At 43.4% G+C, this 17,051-nt stretch carries 18 protein-coding genes; 7 read left to right on the forward strand and 11 right to left on the reverse strand.

Translation table 11 applies throughout. The features are described 5' to 3' along the window. Nucleotides 1–33 precede the first annotated feature (33 nt). Together LAJ61_RS02910 and LAJ61_RS02915 are read left to right on the forward strand one after the other, a co-directional pair. Entirely contained in the window at nt 34–867 is an 834-nt protein-coding gene (locus tag LAJ61_RS02910; RefSeq protein ID WP_224054399.1) for a DUF2382 domain-containing protein, read from the forward strand. A gap of 158 nt (nt 868–1,025) precedes the next feature. Beyond that, entirely contained in the window at nt 1,026–1,613 is a 588-nt protein-coding gene (locus LAJ61_RS02915) for a DUF2382 domain-containing protein (protein ID WP_224054400.1), read from the forward strand. A gap of 150 nt (nt 1,614–1,763) precedes the next feature. On the opposite strand, the gene LAJ61_RS02920 is transcribed toward LAJ61_RS02915, so the two are convergent. From LAJ61_RS02920 to fadB, 4 genes are all read right to left on the reverse strand, one after another. After that, a complete protein-coding gene (locus LAJ61_RS02920; protein WP_224054401.1) occupies nt 1,764–2,681 on the reverse strand; it encodes a LysR family transcriptional regulator in 918 nt (305 codons plus the stop codon). Nucleotides 2,682–2,818: 137 nt separating this feature from the next. Then, nucleotides 2,819–4,141, reverse strand: a complete 1,323-nt coding sequence (gene paeA / locus LAJ61_RS02925) for a polyamine export protein PaeA (protein WP_224054402.1) — start codon at nt 4,139–4,141, stop codon at nt 2,819–2,821. Nucleotides 4,142–4,344: 203 nt separating this feature from the next. Further along, nucleotides 4,345–5,517, reverse strand: coding sequence for an acetyl-CoA C-acyltransferase FadA (gene fadA, locus LAJ61_RS02930; protein WP_100270450.1), 1,173 nt, complete (start codon nt 5,515–5,517; stop codon nt 4,345–4,347). Between the two features lie 30 nt (nt 5,518–5,547). Then, complete coding sequence (gene fadB, locus LAJ61_RS02935) at nt 5,548–7,704, reverse strand: fatty acid oxidation complex subunit alpha FadB (protein ID WP_224054403.1); 2,157 nt, start codon at nt 7,702–7,704, stop codon at nt 5,548–5,550. A 263-nt stretch (nt 7,705–7,967) separates the two neighbouring features. On the opposite strand from fadB, the gene LAJ61_RS02940 reads away from it, so the two are divergent. Further along, nucleotides 7,968–8,408, forward strand: a complete 441-nt coding sequence (locus tag LAJ61_RS02940; RefSeq protein WP_224054404.1) for a hypothetical protein — start codon at nt 7,968–7,970, stop codon at nt 8,406–8,408. Nucleotides 8,409–8,435: 27 nt separating this feature from the next. On the opposite strand, the gene LAJ61_RS02945 is transcribed toward LAJ61_RS02940, so the two are convergent. The 3 genes from LAJ61_RS02945 to LAJ61_RS02955 all read right to left on the reverse strand — a co-directional run bounded on the left by LAJ61_RS02945 (nt 8,436) and on the right by LAJ61_RS02955 (nt 10,003). Further along, nucleotides 8,436–8,816 (reverse strand): 5-carboxymethyl-2-hydroxymuconate Delta-isomerase, encoded by a 381-nt coding sequence (locus LAJ61_RS02945; protein ID WP_224054405.1) that lies wholly within the window; start codon nt 8,814–8,816, stop codon nt 8,436–8,438. An 11-nt stretch (nt 8,817–8,827) separates the two neighbouring features. Further along, entirely contained in the window at nt 8,828–9,298 is a 471-nt protein-coding gene (ybaK, locus tag LAJ61_RS02950) for a Cys-tRNA(Pro) deacylase (protein ID WP_224054406.1), read from the reverse strand. 207 nt (nt 9,299–9,505) lie between these two features. Next, on the reverse strand, nt 9,506–10,003 hold the full coding sequence (locus tag LAJ61_RS02955; protein ID WP_224054407.1) for a c-type cytochrome: 498 nt from the start codon (nt 10,001–10,003) through the stop codon (nt 9,506–9,508). Nucleotides 10,004–10,541: 538 nt separating this feature from the next. Here LAJ61_RS02955 and rpsU point away from each other — a divergent pair. Together rpsU and LAJ61_RS02965 are read left to right on the forward strand one after the other, a co-directional pair. After that, the gene (gene rpsU, locus LAJ61_RS02960; protein ID WP_007115522.1) at nt 10,542–10,757 is read left to right on the forward strand and encodes a 30S ribosomal protein S21; all 216 of its coding nucleotides are present in this window, start codon (nt 10,542–10,544) and stop codon (nt 10,755–10,757) included. Nucleotides 10,758–10,888: 131 nt separating this feature from the next. After that, on the forward strand, nt 10,889–11,335 hold the full coding sequence (locus LAJ61_RS02965; RefSeq protein ID WP_101963896.1) for a GatB/YqeY domain-containing protein: 447 nt from the start codon (nt 10,889–10,891) through the stop codon (nt 11,333–11,335). A 62-nt stretch (nt 11,336–11,397) separates the two neighbouring features. Here the strand turns inward: LAJ61_RS02965 and LAJ61_RS02970 are convergent, their stop codons facing one another. The 4 genes from LAJ61_RS02970 to LAJ61_RS02985 form a co-directional block, all read right to left on the reverse strand. Then, nucleotides 11,398–12,027 carry a Maf family protein gene (locus tag LAJ61_RS02970; protein WP_224054408.1) on the reverse strand — a complete coding sequence of 210 codons (630 nt, stop codon included), beginning with the start codon at nt 12,025–12,027 and terminating at the stop codon, nt 11,398–11,400. 18 nt (nt 12,028–12,045) lie between these two features. After that, entirely contained in the window at nt 12,046–12,531 is a 486-nt protein-coding gene (gene mreD, locus LAJ61_RS02975) for a rod shape-determining protein MreD (protein ID WP_224054409.1), read from the reverse strand. An 11-nt stretch (nt 12,532–12,542) separates the two neighbouring features. Beyond that, nucleotides 12,543–13,370 carry a rod shape-determining protein MreC gene (mreC, locus tag LAJ61_RS02980; RefSeq protein ID WP_036598406.1) on the reverse strand — a complete coding sequence of 276 codons (828 nt, stop codon included), beginning with the start codon at nt 13,368–13,370 and terminating at the stop codon, nt 12,543–12,545. A 165-nt stretch (nt 13,371–13,535) separates the two neighbouring features. Beyond that, nucleotides 13,536–14,567 (reverse strand): rod shape-determining protein, encoded by a 1,032-nt coding sequence (locus tag LAJ61_RS02985; protein ID WP_224054410.1) that lies wholly within the window; start codon nt 14,565–14,567, stop codon nt 13,536–13,538. Nucleotides 14,568–15,185: 618 nt separating this feature from the next. Here LAJ61_RS02985 and gatC point away from each other — a divergent pair. Together gatC and gatA are read left to right on the forward strand one after the other, a co-directional pair. Then, a complete protein-coding gene (gatC, locus tag LAJ61_RS02990) occupies nt 15,186–15,488 on the forward strand; it encodes an Asp-tRNA(Asn)/Glu-tRNA(Gln) amidotransferase subunit GatC (protein ID WP_224054411.1) in 303 nt (100 codons plus the stop codon). A gap of 57 nt (nt 15,489–15,545) precedes the next feature. Next, a complete protein-coding gene (gene gatA, locus LAJ61_RS02995; protein WP_224054412.1) occupies nt 15,546–17,042 on the forward strand; it encodes an Asp-tRNA(Asn)/Glu-tRNA(Gln) amidotransferase subunit GatA in 1,497 nt (498 codons plus the stop codon). Nucleotides 17,043–17,051 lie beyond the last annotated feature (9 nt).

Consider the following 17,051-nt stretch of genomic DNA (forward strand, 5'->3'; position numbering starts at 1 on the left):
ATAGACGATAAGATAAATAAGGGAGATTTTCTCATGGCAAGTTTAATGCGTTTACGCGATATCCAAGACACTCACGTTGACCTTTTAGGTAACGATTATTTTGATCCAACCGGTAAAACCGCTTATGGAGCAAATGGTGAAAAAATAGGTAGCATTCAAGGTGCTTTAGTTGACGATACCACAGGTCGTATCCGTTATTTCATCGTTGATGTAGGCGGTTGGTTCAGCTCAAAAGAAGTTTTGGTACCAGCAGGGTTAGCCCGTATTCAAGACGACAATGTCTATTTTGATTCGCTCAGCCGTGATACTGTTGAAACAATGGATAGCTACGATCCTGACTACAACTACAGTATTGAAGAGCAAACGGTTCGTGACCGTCATGTATTTGACCGTGCTGCAACGCCTGTTAAACTCACTGATAATCACTACCAGTCACCCAATACACTGCAGTTGCTTGAAGAACGCCTTTCAGTCAATAAAGACAAGATTGTAGCAGGCTTACTAAAAGTGGGTAAACACGTTGTGTCTGAGCCACGCACTGTCAATGTTGAGTTAACTGAAGAACAAGCGCATATCCAGCGTACACCAGTTAATAAACCTACTGACCGCAGCATCGGTGATAATGACAATGCTACTATTGAGGTTGAATTGGAAGCGGAACGTGCAAATGTCAATAAACAAACTTATGTCACTGAAGAAGTGAACGTAGATAAAGTGGCTCAAACTCGTACTGAGACGTTTAATGAAACTGTTCGCCGTGAAGAGTTAGATGTACAAAAAGATGGCGTTGAGCGTGTAACGGGTGTTGATACCGTCGATGGTAATGTTACACCGGCAATCGACCCAAATGCACCCCGTAAACTTTGATAATTAATATCATTAGAATTAATTACTATAAAGTTTAACTTCTGCCAACGGTGTTGCCATTGGCTTGAAAAAGGCAGATGATTTCATCTGTCTTTTTTGTGGTTGTCATATAATATTACAAAATTTTGGAACAATAACTTTGCAATGGAAAACACTCAATGAAAAACCCGATGATGAATACTCCTGAACCAAACATCCATGAGAATCATACTCATGATAACACTCATGATAACATTGTCAAAACCGTCGATCTTCGTGAAGATACTACAAATACTTTAGAGCTATTAGCTGAACGCCCCCAAGTGCAAATTGAGCGATTTGTTAAAGACAATATTAAATTATCAAAAAAAATCATCAGCCAAACGGTTAATGTGCCTGTGACACTCAATCAAGAAGTCTTAGTGATTGAACATGTATTTACCCAGCCTAGTGCCTCTCAGGATAATTTAGTTAGTGTGGTTACTAATAACGTCAATGTGCCACAGTTGATGGTGAATGGGCAAGCGATTACTTTAGGGGATACCCCGATTGAGATTCCTCTACTTCAACAAATAGCTAAAGTAAATATTGAAACCATTGTGGCGGAAAAAGTACAGTTAATGACTCAAAATGTCAGTCATGAAACGCAAATTCCTGTGACACTGCGTCATGAGGAATTGGTCACTGAAAAAGTTGAATTCGATGAGCCAACAGTATTAGCAACAACGCATATCCCACCTGAAGATGTTAACTTGGTTTCAAAGTAATTCCTTTCTACTTTGGGTGAGCTGGCCTTAGCTTTTGTTGGCGTGTCATTTGTTGGCGTATTTTGGTATATAATTTGGGTGTGGCATACATCAACATAAGAAGTGTCATAATGTCACACCCAGCATTCTTAATCTATCAGGTTTAACCCATTAGGCTCGATGATGGGCGGGTAATATCGATTTATGGGCAATCTCTGGCAGTAAATCCAAAAATCCTTGAATATAAGCCACCTCTTTACTTGTGGTACGAGTCGCCGCATAAAGCTGGCAAAACACGCCCTCCCCCAAAGCCCTTGATATCACCCAGCCTTTTTTTTCGTATTCATTGACCACCCAATTAGGTAATGAAGCAACACCACGTTCGCTCGCAACCAGCTGAATTAACATCGCGGTCAATTCTGTGGTTCTTAGTTTCTTGGGCGCAAGTCCTGCAGGGGCAAAAAAATGCGCGATGATATCGAGCCGCTTGGCTTCAACAGGATAAACGATAAGCGTTTCATCAATCAAATCTTCTGGCAAAATTGGCGATTTTTTATCGACTAATGAGTGCGTCGGTGACAATACCAAGCGACTTTCATATTGGAATAACGGCAGATAGCTGATTCCCTCCAAGGGTAAGCGACTGGCTGTGATAAGCACATCAATTTCTTCATCGAGCAGCATTTGGTGCGGCTCAGGTTCAAAGCCTGAGCTAAAGTCCAGCTCAACGTCTTGCCATTCCCTGCGATAACGATTAAGAATAGGCATCAACCAATCAAAACAGCTATGACATTCCGAGGCCAATCGCAATTGTCCCGTTTGACCACGTCCCAGTCTTTTAAGGTTGGCGGTGGTACGATTAAATTGCGGTAGCACACTGTCCGCAAGCTTGAGTACTTCTTTGCCTGCCGGGGTAAAGCTTAGCGGTCTTGAGCGGCGATTGACGAGGGTAACACCATAATAATTTTCAATTTCTTTGAGCTGATGGGATACCGCTGATGCCGTGACATACAAGTCCTCAGCCGCGGCAGCGAGTGAGCCTTGCTCACGTAGTGCGGTCAATAATTGAAGATGGCGGATTTCAAGCATAAAATAATTTTACCGTTTGCCAAGCCCAAAAGAAAAAAGTTCACGATTTGATGAAACCATGAACTACTTTAACAAGAAACGTGAAAAAAGTTAATCGATTTCAATATCAAAGCGGCCGTATTACCTACCCACCTTGACTAACTATCGCTGATAATTTGATTTTCGTCGTCTTTGACATAACGGGTCACGAGTAATTGGTCAATTTTATGATGATCAATATCGACTACTTCAAATTTATAACCTTGATATTCAACAAAATCTGCAGGACGAGGAATTTTGCGCAGTTTATACATCATAAAACCCGCTAAAGTTTCATAGTTGTCCCAATCAGGAAAATCTTCGATACCGAGCGCATGTTTGACATTTTCAATCGGTGTGGTACCTTCAATCAGCCATGAGAATTCATCACGCTGGATAATCTGCTGCTCATCTTCAATCGGTGCGACCCAATCCCCCATCACTGTCATCATGATATCAGATAACGTAATGACACCGACAATGAGCGCATACTCGTTCATCACCACGGCAAATTTTTCTTTACTAGAGCGAAAACGGTCTAGTAGCTCGGATAAAGTTAAGGTATCGGGGATGATTAATACATTACGAATCGTAGTTTCATTGAGCAAAATTTGCGACTGGTTACTAAGAAGTTTTACCAAGATATCTTTGGTATCGACATAGCCAATCACTTCATCAATATGATCTTTACATACCAAAAATTTTGAATACGGATAACTGGCAATTTTTTGGCGGATACTTTGCTCAGACTCCCCAAGGGTGAAATACACCACATCCTCACGAGTGGTCATGCTAGAGGGTACGTTACGTTCTTCAAGCTCAAAGACGTTTTCGATAAAGTGATGTTCTTGTTTGAGCAATACCCCCGCCTGCGCCCCTGCATCCACCACAGCCGAAACGTCATCAAAGGTGATATTTTCTTCTCTTACCATGTTAACTTTAAAAATTCTAAAAATCAGATTTGCCAGCCCATTGATAATCCAAGCCAGCGGCTTAAATACTTTGATTGACAGCAGTACAGGCTCAATCACCGCTAACGCCACGCGTTCTGGGTTAATCATGCCAATGCGTTTGGGGATCAAATCAGCAAACAAAATAAACAACAAAGTGACCACCAAAAATGACATCATAAAACCGATATTATCGAGCATTTTGCCTTGATAAAAGGGGGAAATAAGGTCAATAAAGTAGGGACGAAGCGCAGACTCACCGACAATACCGCCCAAAATTGCCACGGCATTTAGCCCAATTTGTGAGGTAGCAAAAAATTCTGCAGAATTTTCTTGTAAATGTAAAATTTTATTGGCGCGATTGTCACCCGATTCTGCCAACAACTTTAGCTTGATGCGCCTAGCACCTGCCAAGGCAATTTCGGAAATGGAGAAAAAACTGGAAATCAACACTAATATACAAATAATTAGTAGATTTTGGAATAAACTCACAATACACCTATATTTATCTATTTTTATCTAGACAACATAACAGATTTGGCAAAAAATTTCTTAGACTTTATGGTAAAGCAATAGTAGTAAACAAACATTGATAAAGAAAAAAGCATAAAAAATTAGTAAAAAATATGGGTAAAACACTGCACGCATAAAAAAACCCTTGATTGAAATCAAGGGTTTTTGTTACAACAAACTGCTTATACACGTTCAATAATGGTGGCAATCCCTTGACCCAGACCAATACACATGGTGGCAAGACCGATTTGGGTGTCTTGTTGTTCCATCACATTTAATAGTGTGGTAGTGATACGTGCACCAGAACAGCCTAGTGGGTGACCTAATGCAATAGCCCCACCATTTAGGTTAACGATGTCTAGTTTGTCTTGTAGGTTTAAGCCTTTAAGAACAGATAAGCCTTGTGCTGCAAATGCTTCGTTAAGCTCGATGGTTTGCATATCGTCGATGCTCATGCCAGCACGTTTTAAGGCTTTTTGGGTAGCAGGTACTGGACCATAACCCATGATAGCGGCATCACAGCCTGCAACTGCCATACCGCGAATACGGGCGCGCGGTGTTAAACCCAAGTCTTTGGCTTTTTGTGCAGACATGATAAGCATCGCAGACGCACCGTCAGACAAGGCTGATGACGTGGCGGCTGTCACTGTACCACCTTTAGGATCAAATACGGGACGTAATGCCGCAAATGATTGTAGGTTGGCATCGGGACGAATCACTTCATCGATAGTGCAAAGTTGTAGGTTACCGTTTTCGTCATGACCTTCAATGCCGATGATTTCGTTTTTGAAACGACCTTGCTGTGTCGCTTCCCATGCACGGCGATGTGATTCTACACCAAACGCATCTTGTTCTTGACGGCTGATGTTATTCATACGTCCAAGCATTTCAGCGGTTAAACCCATCATGTTAGAGGCTTTTGCATAGTATTTTGAAGCCTCTGGGTTGATGTCGATACCGTGCATCATACCCACGTGACCCATGTGCTCAACACCGCCGATAATGAACACATCACCTTGACCGGTCATGATTTGTGCCGCTGCGGTGTGAAGTGCTTGCATGGATGAACCACATAGACGGTTGACCGTTTGACCTGCTGTGGTACGGGGTAATTCAGCCAATAAACCGATGTTACGACCAATGTTCATACCTTGCTCTAGGGTTTGGTTGACACAGCCCCAGATGACATCTTCTACAAGCTTGGTATCAAACGGGTTACGCGCTACCAAAGCTTTAACAAGCTCCGCAGACATGCTGTCAGCGCGTACATTGCGGAACATACCATTTTTTGATTTGCCCATTGCGGTACGAACGCCATCGACAATCACGACATCTTTTGGACTTAATGTAGTCATTCTATTCTCCTTAAAATTTATAATCGTCGATTACGCTTGTGGGTAAAAAGTTTTACCATTTGCCGCCATATCACGAATCATTTGTGGCGCTTCATAGGCTTTACCTAAGCTTGCGTATTTGTCGCAAAGGGCTAGGTAATTTTGTAGGCCGATTTGGTCGATATAACGGCATGGGCCACCACGGAATGGGGGGAAGCCAATACCCATAATCATCGCCATGTCTGCTTCTGCAGGCGTCGATACGATGTTGTCCTCTAAGCAGCGAACCGTTTCATTACATAATGCAATCATCAAACGATCGATGATTTCTTGGTCTTCAAACTGTTTTGGCGCATCGATAAATGGTTTTAATAATTCAACGGTTTGTGGATCGGCAGTTTTAACTGGTTTGCCTTTTTTATCCGTTTCGTATTTGTAGAAACCAACGCCATTTTTTTGACCTAAGCGATTGGCTTCAAACAATATCTGACCGCTCACTTTGTAGTCTGGTTTCATACGGTCTGGGAAGCCTTCCGCCATGACTTCTGCCCCGTGAACCCCTGTGTCAATACCCACAACGTCCATCAAGTAAGCAGGACCCATTGGCCAGCCAAATTTTTCCATGACTTTGTCAATTTGAACAAAATCAGCGCCTTGTTTGATCAATAAGTCAAACGCACCGAAGTAAGGGAATAATACGCGGTTTACTAAGAAGCCTGGGCAGTCATTTACCACCACGGGCACTTTACCCATTTTTTCTGCTAACGCTACCGTAGTCGCTACCGCTTCTTCGCTTGATTTTTCACCACGAATTACTTCAACTAGGGGCATACGATGGACTGGGTTAAAGAAGTGCATGCCGACGAAGTTTTCTGGGCGCTCTAGTACCGATGCAAGATAAGTAATTGAAATGGTAGAAGTGTTAGATGCCAAGATTGCATCTTTTTTCACCAAACCTTCAACTTCTTTTAATACCGCGTGTTTAACTTTTGGATTTTCAACAACCGCTTCAATCACGATGTCAGTCTCACCAAAATCACCGTAGTTTAGCGTAGGACGGATACGGCTTAAGGTTTCGCCCATTTGTGCTGGGGTTACTTTACCGCGTGCCATACCGCTTGATAGGTGTTTGCTTGCCTCCCTCATACCCAAGTCAAGTTGTTCTGCCTTGATGTCTTTCATGATGATGGGCAAGCCTTTTGAGGCGGCTTGGTAAGCGATACCGCCACCCATGATACCTGCGCCCAATACAGCAGCTTCTTTAATATCATGCGCTTTGGCGCTGTGATTTTTAGCGAGTTTACGAACCGCTTGGTCGTTTAAGAATAGACCGACTAGGCTTTCTGCTTGTGGGGTTTTTGCTGCTTTTGCAAAACCTGCAGATTCAATTTCTAACGCTTTGTCACGTGGTAGGTTCACGTGTTTTTCGATAGACTCTAAAGCGATTTTTGGCGCTGGGTACTGGGCTGGATTGGCTTTTGAGAACAGTACACCTTTGGCTGAGTTAAATGCCATCGCTTGTTCTAGGGCGTTTAATTTGACTGGATTGATTTTTTCGTCATGGCGTGCTTTCCAATCTAGATCGCCTGCGATACATTTTTTGACTAAATCAATCGCTGAAGCCTCTAACTGGTCAGCGGCAACAACCGCATCCACCATACCAACTTTCAATGCAGCGGCTGGTTTTTGTGCTTCGCCAGTTGCGATGATTTCAAGCGCATTATCAATACCGATGATACGTGGCAAACGCACTGAACCACCAAAGCCTGGGAAGATACCCAATTTAACTTCGGGTAAACCGATGCTAGCTTTGTCACTCATGACACGGTAGTCACATACCAACGTCATCTCTGTACCACCGCCCATCGATGCGCCATTGATTGCCGCAACTTTTGGGAAAGGCAGGTCTTCAAAACGGTTGAACGTTTTGTTGATGTCAAATACCCAAGAAGCAATCTCGCCTTCTGGTTTTTTGAAGTTACCAACAAATTCAGTGATGTCCGCACCAGCGATGAAAACTTTTTTTCCTGAAGTAACGATTAGACCTTTAACGTCTGAAGATTGTTCTAATGCCGTGACTGCTTCGCCAAATTCTTTGATGGTGGCTTGGTCAAATTTATTAACGCTCTCAGTTTGATTATCGTAGTTTAATTTAGCAATACCGTCTTCGAGTAGCGATACCGAGATGCTATTTCCTTGATAAATCATTGCTAACTCCTTGAGTTATGTTGAAATCAACGGGGAAAACCGAAAAAATGATGTTTTGCACGATGTCTTTATATGATGTCTTTAAAAGATGCTTGTTAAAAGATGCTTATTAAAATTTTTACATACCGCAGACAAAACAAAATCTTGACTAGTTTACTATGTTTGCGATAAGTTGAGAATAACGCAAATGACTGTTTAGTCATTGGCGAGCCCTTGTGTATCCTTATTTGTATTTTACAGATTTTTCATAGTAAGCTAAAAACATGGCAAAATTTTTAAAACGTTATCAGTTGGTCACTGTCTTATCTTTATTGGGGATGACCCACCCGCTCAATGCCACGCCCGTACAGACCGTTATCCATTTTGGCAAAAACCAAACCAGTAAAATGTGGGTTGGTCAATTATCGCCCAAACAAGACAGCCTGCTTTATCAATTCAACGCTAGCAAAAATCAATACGCAACCTTAGTATTGATGCATCGCAGGGGCTATGCTGAATTTGCCAATGTCGGTGTTATCATATCCCCTACGGGCAACGTCGATGGGGGCAAAGGCGGAATTGTCTATCAAGGCTGTTTGCCACAATCAGGCAACTACACCATCCGCATCGCACGCAATTTGATGGCCACCAACGGGGCGGCTGCAGGTTTTGTTGCCAAACTTACTATCTTACCAGTTGGCAAAAGTAAGCAAAAATGTCCTTAAAGTAGTCAATTTTTATCACTAACCCCTCTATTTGAATTCGACATACTGCTTGACATAATTGGCGCTTAGCGTGGTGGAATTGACGCAAATCTGTAAACTGCCAACAGGCACCTCACTTTCGAATTCCTGCAGATGCGCTTTGATAGCATCGGCAATGCGCTGCGCCAATGATTGAATGGTGGCGTCATCACGCCCTGGCATCAGATAAAAATGCGCCATAACAAAAGCTTCATCTCCGCTATCGGTCAGTCCCACCAATACATGATTTGGGTAGTAGATACGTGATTTGATATCACTTTGTAGCTTAAAACTGCCAGACTGCCATAACGTATCATTGACCCGTGCTAATAGGCTATCGGGCTGACTAATAAGACGGTCGTGACTCACTTCAATAATGACATTGGGCATGGTGTTATCCTTTATTCTTGAATTAAATCTGCAAACTTGGCGTTTACTGCGCCTGCTAAATCCGACGGTGACAACTCAATCTCCAAGCCGCGTCTACCGCCACTACAATAAATGGTTGCAAAGTGTTGTGCCGACTGATCGATGACCGTGGGCAGGCGTTTTTTTTGACCGAGCGGGCTTACCCCACCTAGCACATAGCCTGTGGTACGCTCTACCAATTTGGGGTCCGCCATTTGTGCTTTTTTACTACCGATGGCTTTGGCGATTTTTTTTAGGTTTAGCAAATGCTTAACAGGCAGTATCGCAACAGCGAGTTTGTCATTGTCGTCTTGTACCACCAAGGTTTTAAATACCCGCTTTGGCTCAACTTGTAGTTTTTCTGCCGCTTCAAGCCCATAGCTTTCACTATGCGCGTCATGATGGTATTCATGTAATTGGAAGTTGATTTTTAGTTTTTTGGCAAGATTAACGGCAGGTGTCATGGCGGTTTCTTAACAGGGTTTGGTGATTGAACATAGTCATTCATCATAACCAAACTGCGGGTTAAAACAAAGCACATTGGGTATAAAAAACGTATAAAAAAACCAGCCAACTATTTTGCTAGTGACTGGATTTAGTGAAGTGCTAGATACTAGTTGTTGCATAGGCTTTAATATATAGCCTTTATTTTATAAATGGCGCACTACCTATTAGCTTGCTTTTGAGACCATATAATCAACGGCAGCTTTTACTTCATCATCCGAGGCTTGGCTACCGCCTTTGGCTGGCATTACACCGGCTTTTCCTTGATAGCCACCAATGGCGTGTTTATACAGCGTGTCTTTACCTTGCGCAATGCGGGGTGCCCAAGCCGCTTTATCAGCAAGTTTTGGTGCGCCCATCAAGCCTGCTGTGTGGCAAGTGGTACATACACTACCAAACAATTTTTCGCCAGCATCAGCAGAAACTGGGGTAGCGGCTGCGGTCGTGGTGGCAGCGGCTGAAGCGGCTGTCGGCGGCACAAATGAAGCAGGCTGTGAAGCCACTGGCATGGGATGGTTTGCACGAGCGATTTCACCTTGCTGTGCAGCAATTTCTTCGGTTGGTTTGCTTTCGGCTGATTCATGCTTACTACATGCGCTCATGGTAAGACCCAAGGCAAGCATAAGACTGGCTAGCGTGGCATTGCGTGTTGATATCGGTAGCATAACCTTTTCCTTTCAAATAAGGTGAAATCTAATTTCACATCAATGTATAAATTTTTAATAGCCCTACAAACTGTTTTTGCATGGTAATGTTTTACGTGGTAATGTCGACTGGCAAATGGCTAGTACGACATTTAGCGGTATGTTGTTATCACATGAGAATTAGTGACTATATTAGCATTACTGCGGTATGAATAAAATAACATTTTAAAGCCACCTTGCTAAATCATTACTATCATTGTGTATTTTGTTACGCTAACGGGTAAAAATTTTTTACTGGGTAGATAAAATCGGGGAACTGGCTAAGAGAAGGATTTTTTAATTTAACAGCTTATTAAAAAGCTAAAATTTACATTGACTTACATTCAATATTTAGTTAAAATTCGCACCTATTTTTATCCTAATCTGAGCTGATGCTAAACCATGGGTAGGTTGGCTAATAATCACCTATACAGCCGGATTAATGTTCCTGACCCACTAACCCCGCTTTGTTGATAGCACATTCATCGTCTATCAATAAGCCTAGACTTAAGGAGTCTACATGCCAGCAGTAAAGGTAAAAGAGAACGAACCTGTAGATATCGCAATTCGCCGCTTTAAACGTGCTTGTGAGAAAGCCGGTATTTTAGCAGATGTACGTAAACATGAGTTCTATGAAAAACCAACTCAAGAACGTAAACGCAAAAAAGCAGCTGCGGTAAAACGTTACAAAAAGAAAATGTCACGTGAATCAGTACGCACGACTCGTCTTTACTAAGGTAATTTGTCGACAGACAACCCAATACCAGTAAATGATAAAATCCACTTTGTTAAGTGGATTTTTTTATGCTATGTTGCTAACCACAATTTTAAAAACGCCATTAGCTAACATTAGGGAGCGTTAAAACCATGAGTACCATAAAAGACACCCTGACCGATGTGGTCAAAACTTCCATGAAAGCGCGTGAGCTTGAAAAAGTTAAAGTGCTACGCAGCGTACAAGCGGTGATAAAACAAATCGAAATTGACCGCCAAATAACGCTCGATGATGCAGGTGTACTAGATATCTTACAAAAGCAAACCAAGCAGCGTCAGGAATCGCTCGCGATTTTTGCCGCCAATGGGCGGGAAGATTTGGCACAAAAAGAACAATTTGAGATTGATGTGATTAGTCAATTCTTGCCACAACCCATGAGTGAAGCAGAAATTGCCAATCTAGTGGCTGCTGAAATTGCTGAGCAAGGTGCCACTTCGATGCAGCAAATGGGCGCCGTGATGAATGCGTTAAAAGTCAAAACCGCAGGTCGCGCTGACCCCGCTTTGATTTCAAAGTTGGTCAAAGCGACATTGGGTTAACCCTTTAAAACATGATAAAAAAGCCATAAGATTTGCACTTATGGCTTTTTTTAAGTTTATTTTTACTGATGGGCTTGCATTGCCTGAGAAAGCAAGTCTAACGTTTCCACCAACGGCAGTCCCACCACATTGCTATAGCTACCGTCAATCGCTTTGACCCATGCAGCGCCCAGCCCTTGAATGGCATAACCGCCAGCTTTGTCTTGTGGTTCACCCGTATGCCAATAATGCGTCATTATGCTGTCAGTGAGTGCGATAAATTTGACATCGGTTCTCACCACAGTGCGCTCAGCATAATCCATCTGCCATTGACCGTCACGCTGCGCCAGTCGGCTCACTTGCACCGCGGTCCATACTTGGTGCGAGGCATTGCTCATTTGCCGCCACATCGCACAAGCATCGGCAAAATCTATAGGTTTTTGCAGTACTACCCCATCCGGCAATACGCCAATGGTATCGGCGGTAATCACCACACACTCGGTCATAGCGGTTGGCAAAACTTGTAAAGCGGCTTGCGCTTTTTGACTCACCATACGCCCAATATAATCAATCGCCGATTCTTCTACTAGCCGTGTTTCATCAATGCTGACTGCCGCGCAAGTATGTGGCACCGCAACTTGATCTAACAACTCACGCCGCCTCGGTGAGGTGGACGCCAAGATAATCGGTATAGTGACATTAAATTGATACATAATAACTTCTCAATACGCTTATCGCGTATAACGCAGCATGACAGCGACTAACAGCGGCCAAATTAAGGTACTGACGGCAACGGTATAAAGTAATTGGGGTGCAAACACCCCTTGGGTAAATAAATGCAGAAAAATTAACCCAAGTTGATAAATCAGCAAACAGGCGCCCGCCAAAAGCCACACCAAGTTCGAGGACAATTGGCGTAAATAACCACTGACAAACTTGATAAAAAACGCCACCAGCACCGCACATAAGGCTTGCTGACCGATTCGGCTATCTGTGAGTAAATCAGCAAACAAACCAACCACAAATGCCAATCCCATGCCAATTAAAGTCGGTTGAAATATCAGCCAAAAAATCAGCATCATAATCATCCACATCGGACGAAATAGTGCAATCTCTCCCGACAGCGGATACACACTAAGTACCGATGCGATGATAAAACTGATTGCCATCACAATATATAAATGCTGTTTGGTTTTTTTGCGCTGAACGACGACCATAATCAGTGATTTTAAACCTTTTGCTGAAGCAATAAAACATAAGACGTATTGATAAAATTGGCAGCGGGCTTCACCATAATCTTGGCATAGCCCCCTGCTTGCTCGGCTTCTACTTTTGCCACACGCCCAACAGGAAATCCGGCAGGAATACGACCACCAAGCCCAGATGAAATTAGTTCATCACCAATGCGTACATCCGATGCCTTAAAGATATAATCTAGTACCAAATACTGCGGATTACCTTTGCCCGATACAATGGCTTTTTGCCCGGTACGTTTGATGGTCACGGCAACCGATTGTTGGTCATCGCTGATTAACACCACACGGCAGGTATCGGGATAAACATTAACGACTTGTCCAAGAATGCCGTTTTCATCAATCACCGTTTGCCCCACAATCACCCCGTCTTTGCTGCCTTTATTGATGACCACCATTTGCCGCAGTGGATTGCTATCGGTACCAATCACATGCGACAATAGCAAATTGAACTGGTCTGGCGTGGTGGCGGATAAAATCCCTTGCAGTCGAGCATTTTGCGCGACAAGATAATCTTGCTGCTGCAATTGCGCTTTGGCATGGACAAGCTCAGCTTTTAACTGGACATTTTCACGGCGTAACGCTTCTTTTTCGGTCATGGTACTATCAAGCCAGCCTGCAAAAAAACTTGGGTAAGCCGATACTTGATAGATAGGCTGCATGGCGGCATGGGTCACGGTACGTACTGGCTGAAACCAACTGCTATTTTTACTATCCAATAACATCAGCACAATCGCCGCAAACACCACAATAAGGGTCTTGCGAATGGCGAGCGGTTGTTGGGTAAAAATGGTAAGTGACATAAGTAACATCCAAGTAAAATCCGTGGCAGTCAATACAGCAAGCGGCACAACACAGATAAGGGTAGCAAAAATTTTTTAAAAAAAGCTATCGTAAAATCATCTTGTCAATAAAGCAATAAAACCGCTATTAAAAAATAGCGGTTAACGGTAACGCATCAGTTAACATCAGACAAAAATCATATTCAATGCTTTGTTATTGATAAACTCTAGCGCTTTACCACCCCCACGGCTGACACAAGTCAGTGGGTCTTCAGCTACCGTGACGGGCAAGCCTGTCTCGCGTGAAATCAGTTCATCAAGATTGCGTAATAGTGCACCACCACCGGTTAATACAATACCACGCTCTGCGATATCGGCTGATAACTCAGGCGGCGTTTGCTCAAGCGCCGCTTTGACACCTGAGATAATACCAGTAATAGGGTCGCTTAAGGCTTTTTGGATTTCGGCGGATGTCACCACAAATGATTTAGGCACCCCTTCTGCCATGCTACGACCACGTACTTCGACTTCCAAGGGGTTTTCAGAATCTTCAATTGCCGTGCCTACTTCGGTTTTGATGCGTTCAGCCGTGGTTTCACCAATCACACAGCCATGGGTACGGCGGACATGCGTAATAATCGCTTCATCGAACACGTCACCGCCGATACGGATGGAGTCGGCATATACACAGCCTGATAGCGCAATCACCGCAATCTCTGTGGTACCACCCCCGATATCCACCACCATCGAACCGCTGGCTTCATGCACGGGTAACCCTGCGCCAATCGCAGCTGCCATCGGCTCTTCAAGCAATAAGGCTTTGTTTGCGCCTGCTGATTCAACCGCTTCACGAATCGCACGACGTTCTACCAAGGTGGATTTACAAGGCACACAAACAATCACGTTTGGATTGGCTAAAAAGCGTTTCACTTTCACTTTGTTGATAAAATGCTTGAGCATTTTTTGCGTCACTTCAAAATCGGCAATCACACCGTCTTTGAGTGGACGAATCGCAGTGATATTATCTGGGGTACGACCTAGCATTTGTTTGGCATCAAGACCGACAGCCGCAACGGTAGGATTTTGGGTACGGTTACTACGAAGCGCAACAACCGTTGGTTCATTGAGGACCACACCTTTACCTGGGGTAAAAATTAACGTGTTGGCAGTGCCAAGGTCGATGGCGATATTACTTGATAAAAATCCGAAAAGGCTCATGTATCATTTCCCAGTGATAACAAAACTACACTGCAAGCAAAGCAGAAATTAGCGGGGTGTTTAATCGCACATCGAGTCAACGACGCATTTTCTAAAAGCATTCATTTAAAAGCTTTTAATACCGATGTTTCTAATGCCTATGTTTCAAAATCACCCTATTCGCACATTAGCAAAAAATCTTTAGCAAGCTGCTTACAGCCGCTGTATTTTACATAAAAAATAGCAAGAAACTCTTAACGATTAACAGTTAAAAGGCTATCTTTTTAGATAAAAAAGGTGACGATGATTTTAAAGAGGTTTAGGCGATAGTGACTTTAATGCGATTAATTTGCGTTTAGTAAGAATAGTGCTAGATTATAGCGGTAAAATATCGCAAAATATAGTGATTTAATCACATTCTATCTTTATTCACGAATTTTTTGTGACAAATTATTTAGGTCACATCACCCTATTTTTTCAAATTTGTTATTAAAAGTAACTAAACTAAAGCAACTGTTTTTATCAGGTTTTATCCTTTTTTATTATAGCCTGTTGCTATAATTAGCTATTTTAAAATCGCATCAAACATTTGCCTTGTTTGTCCGTTTTTTATTTTTATTTGTACTTAAGGAAGTCATCATGTCGCAGACGCTTTCAACTGATGAAATTATGAACATCGCCAAACTTGCTCGACTTGGCGTGACCGCTGAGCAGGCAGATAGTTATGCCAATGACCTAAGCAAAATCCTATCGATGATGGATATTTTGGCAGAGGTCAATACTGACAATATCGCCCCGCTTACCAATGTCCATGATATGACCCAACCACTGCGTGAAGATGTTATTGGCGGTGATGGGGTCGAAGTCAATCGTGAGCTAAATCAGTCCATTGCGCCAAGCATTGCCAATGGCTTATACCTTGTGCCACAGGTCATTGAATAAGCCACAGCTCATCGAATACCTCGTCAAATTTTTGTTAATTAATTATAAGTGAAAATTATGTCTGAACTACATACGTTTTCGGTTGCCCAATTGGCAGCAGGTCTAAAAAATAAAGACTTTAGCAGTACCGAACTTACCCAACACTTTCTTAATCGGATTGCCCAGCATGATAAAGCCATTAATAGCTTTATCACAGTCACGCCTGAACAAGCGTTAGCGCAAGCCTCTGCCGCCGATAAATTATTGGCAGAAGGCAAAGGCGCAGACTTGACGGGAGTGCCACTGGCTCATAAAGACATTTTTTGTACCCAAGGCGTTTTGACCACTTGTGGCTCAAAAATGCTAGAAAACTTTGTAGCGCCTTACAACGCTACCATTGTTGAAAACTGCCAAAATGCAGGCTTAGTGATGCTTGGCAAAACCAGCATGGATGAGTTCGCCATGGGCTCGGACAATGAGTCATCATACTTTGGCGCCGTGCACAACCCTTGGGATATCAGCCGCGTACCAGGCGGCTCATCGGGCGGTAGCGCAGCTGCGGTTGCGGCAGGTTTTGCGCCCTTTGCCACAGGCTCAGATACCGGCGGCTCGATTCGTCAACCTGCGTCATTTTGTGGTTTGACAGGGATTAAGCCAACTTACGGACGTGTCTCACGTTATGGGATGGTGGCGTATGCGTCAAGTTTTGACCAAGCTGGCAGCTTTGGTAAAACCGCAGAAGATTGTGCTTATTTGCTTAACGTGTTATCAGGTCATGACAGCAAAGACTCAACGTCTGCCAAAAAAGACGTGCCCGATTTTGTCGCTAGTTTGACCAGCAAACGCCAAGCCAACGCCAGCCATGATAAACCGCTTCAAGGGTTACGCATCGGCATCCCAACCGAATACTTTACCGATGGCTTAAATAGCGAGGTTAAAGCTGGCGTAGAAGCGGCATTAAAACAATACCAAGACCTGGGTGCAAGCTTGGTGGATGTGAATTTGACCAAACCTGAAATCACCCTTGCCACTTATTATTTGCTCGCCCCAGCCGAAGCTTCATCTAACTTATCGCGTTATGATGGGGTGCGTTATGGCTACCGCTGTGACAGCCCAAAAAACTTGGAAGATTTATACACCCGCTCACGTTCTGAAGGCTTTGGTGCCGAAGTACAGCGCCGTATTTTGATGGGTACTTATGCGCTATCAGCGGGTTATTTTGATGCCTATTATGTGAAAGCGCAAAAAGTGCGCCGCCTCATCAGCCAAGATTTTTCCAAAGCCTTTGAAAGCTGTGATGTCATTGCCACCCCAACTGCGCCAACGACGGCTTATAAAATCGGTGCAAGCCTTAGCCCTGCCGAAATTTATATGGGGGATGTTTATACCATTGGCGTGAATTTAGCCGGTTTACCGTCATTAAGCCATCCGGTGGGTTTTGATGGTGACAATCTGCCTGTCGGCTTACAGCTGATTGCAAAAGCATGGGACGAAGAGACACTACTGCAAACTGCCGATGCGTATCAGCAAGTCACTGATTTTCACCAACAACTATCACCCATCGCCAAAGCCTAAGGAGCCTTG

It is taken from the genome of Faucicola osloensis (assembly GCF_020041925.1).
Taxonomy (GTDB): Bacteria; Pseudomonadota; Gammaproteobacteria; order Pseudomonadales; family Moraxellaceae; genus Faucicola; species Faucicola osloensis_D.